Genomic DNA, 2,712 nt, shown 5'->3' with positions numbered 1-2,712 from the left:
GGGGAAGGATGCCGCCAAGGCCATTGAGTTCGATAGACCGGCTATCCAGAAATCTATAGCTGAGGCGGCGAGTTCGACGTTGGGAGTCTGCCCCCTCGCAAGCTGAACGCCCTTGGTCCAAAAATCGACAAGAAACAAGCGCTCGCCAGCTGCTAAATAGACTTGGGACAAACGCCCTGGCGCGTGCACACGAGCGAACGCGGGAAAACCTTGGGGAAGGTCATCCCGTCGGTCCACAGTCAGTGCCGAACCAATGCGCTCCAGTCCGCGCTGTAGCAGTGCGGGAAGACCGTGCCCCTCAAGGTCTGGGTACAGATCCTCGCGCACCGCGGAGTGCTTGCTGAGCTCGACGTGTGTGCGTGAGTCAGATCCAGTCATTTGGCATCTGCCTGAGGTTTGAAGTAGCGAACCTTGATCATGCCGTTCAGGCGCCCTCAAAGCTTGAGCGAAGGCTACGCGGCAATGGCTCCGCCCTAGAAAGTGCCGGATTTGAATAGTTTCCCATCGGCTTCGAGAAGGCGCCAAGCCTTGCCTTCCGTGTGAAGCGTTCGTCCAGTATCTGGGTAGTGGCAAACGTCCTGATTCACGCGAGTGCCAACGATCACGTAAGAACAAGGTTCATCCGACTGATTGGACACGTGGTGAGCATTGGGAACACCAGCAGGCCAGCATGCCGCGTCGCCCGCGTGAAGGACATGCGCCTCAGCACCTTCCGTGACTGTGACTGCACCGGACAGCACATAGAGGAACTCATCTTCGTTCTCGTGCCAGTGATTGTTGGACGACCGAGCCCCCGGATGAAGGGTCCGCACGTACGCTCCATACTGCGAAAGCCCTCCCGCGTCTGACAGTCGAAGGGTATCTGTGACACCAAAGGACTCGGGTTCGGCCCGCTCGGCAGGCACCTGATTCTTCTTGATGATCATTTCAGTTCTCGCACCGCGACATGAAGCAGCCGCAACTGTAGCGCTGGACCGCAACAAGCGGATCTTGTGTCGAGGACGACCGAGTTCTGCCGCTTAACTTTCGGCCAACCGTGAAGGTCGAAAGCTGACTTCAGTGAACGACAGCTCCGGCTGCTGCCTTTGGGCGGGACGGTCCGCGGGCGATCAGGCGACATCCCAGCCTGCAGCTCTCGCCTCTGTCGCCGACGCGAACGTGATGACCTTCGGCGCGAAGCGCCCGCCAGTGCTTACCAGGCACTCCAAGGTGGCGTCCTGGAAGGTGAGCACAAAGTGTTCCTTGTCGACCAAGTAGGTCTCGGCCTTGTGCCTGGGATGAATCGCGTTGGCCTGCTCGAGTTCGAGCAGCCGTGACGACTTCTTGAYGCGGTGAACTGAGTAGTACTGCAGSCCACRGCCATACAGSGGGTGCGACGCGAKWGCCTCGTCGTTTGGGTGGCCGTAGATCAGGCGGTGACASACCGCGAATTCCAGYGCYSCCACCCTGTCGTCCGCCGTCACATAGCTGACCCTGAGGGGCCCCGCACCTATGCTGACGCGTGGCTCCCCCGCACTGGATGGTTGCGGCCAGTCGAGCATCAGTTCGACGGTGTCTTGTGTTTTGTTCACGCCGTGTATTCCTCGCCTTGCCTCCACATCGAGTGGCGCAACGATGGTACGTGAACACCGTCATAGCGGACCGGTAGGCCGGACGCCAGCGGTCGTTGCCGAAGGTCAGCTCATGGCCGAACTGAGACCCTTGGGTTTCAGCTCTATGCGAACTTGCGCGGCACCTCACTACCACTCCCAGGATGGCAGCTCGTCATCATCGCCCAGTTCGCAGCCGCAGAACGTCGCGCCCTTGACTATGACTCCCTCTCGTAGGGCACCTGTTGCCTTGATGGACTCTATCGCGGCGAGCTCGAACGTCGCGCCCGTGAGGTCTGCGTTGGAGAAGTCGGCACACTTCACGTTGCATTCACGGAAGCTCGTCCCCCGCAGACTGGCACCGGTGAAGTTCGCGTCAGCGAACCAGGAGTGCTTCCCGAAGTCTGCACCGTCCAGCACGATTCCCGAAAGATCGGCGTCGCTTAGCTCCGTCTCCGGAAACGATCTTTCCCCTGCGGTATAGCGGGCCTCGAGTTCGGCCCGGCTCGCTGGCGGCCGATAGTCATCCGGAGCTTGAAACAAGGGAAACGGTCCTTCCAGGGCGGCAGATTTGGACGACAGTTAGCCTACCGCAAAGCAGTCGCTCGCGAGAGACCGCAACTGGCCGGAACTGCCGACGCTCATCGAGAGCATACGGCGTGGTGCGGGCGGCGGCACTAGCAAGCTGCCGGCGCAGCCGCCGTCGATCGCCTCAGATTTCAGTCTGTTCGGAGATCTCAAGAGCGTCGTCGACTTCGATGCCCAGGTACCTCACCGTCGACTCGAGCTTGGAGTGCCCAAGGAGCAGCTGCACGGCGCGGAGGTTCTTGGTGCGCCGGTAGATCAGCGTCGCCTTCGTCCTGCGCATCGAGTGCGTCCCGTAGTCGGCGCGATCCAGCCCCAGTTCCTCGACCCAGTGCCCAAGGATTCTGGCGTACTGGCGAGTACCCAGATGGAGCGAGTCGTGGAGGCGGCTTGGAAACAGAAAGCCCTCCGGCTTCAGCCTAGCGAGCTTGATCCAAGCCTGCACGGCATCTCGGGCGGCCGGCGTGATTTCGAACTGAACCGGGCGCTGGGTCTTGTGCTGGACAACGATGGCGGTCTTGTGCTGGACAACGATGGC

Annotated in this window: 5 protein-coding genes; all 5 read right to left on the bottom strand. The window is 60.8% G+C overall.

All coding sequences use genetic code 11. The annotated features are described in order from the left end of the window. The coding region (locus AC1D01_RS28995) for a hypothetical protein (RefSeq protein ID WP_477872586.1) at positions 1 to 327 on the bottom strand (327 nt) is incomplete at its 3' end. 146 nt (positions 328 to 473) lie between these two features. Further along, on the bottom strand, positions 474 to 926 hold the full coding sequence (locus tag AC1D01_RS28990) for a cupin domain-containing protein (RefSeq protein WP_477872584.1): 453 nt from the start codon (positions 924 to 926) through the stop codon (positions 474 to 476). 183 nt (positions 927 to 1,109) lie between these two features. Further along, complete coding sequence (locus AC1D01_RS28985) at positions 1,110 to 1,571, bottom strand: hypothetical protein (RefSeq protein ID WP_477872582.1); 462 nt, start codon at positions 1,569 to 1,571, stop codon at positions 1,110 to 1,112. 168 nt (positions 1,572 to 1,739) lie between these two features. Then, positions 1,740 to 2,132 carry a pentapeptide repeat-containing protein gene (locus AC1D01_RS28980; RefSeq protein ID WP_477872580.1) on the bottom strand — a complete coding sequence of 131 codons (393 nt, stop codon included), beginning with the start codon at positions 2,130 to 2,132 and terminating at the stop codon, positions 1,740 to 1,742. 169 nt (positions 2,133 to 2,301) lie between these two features. After that, positions 2,302 to 2,712: tyrosine-type recombinase/integrase (locus tag AC1D01_RS28975; protein ID WP_477872578.1), on the bottom strand; the 411-nt coding region annotated here is incomplete at its 5' end.

Source organism: Rhizobacter sp. P3_B12 (genome assembly GCF_056402895.1).
Note: the sequence above shows the minus strand (reverse complement) of the source record. Positions and strands in the feature narration are given on the sequence as shown.

Coding starts and splice junctions, on each gene's coding strand:
- AC1D01_RS28990 (WP_477872584.1), bottom strand. CDS start 926: ATGATCATCAAGAAGAATCAGGTGCCTGCCGAGCGGGCCGAACCCGAG.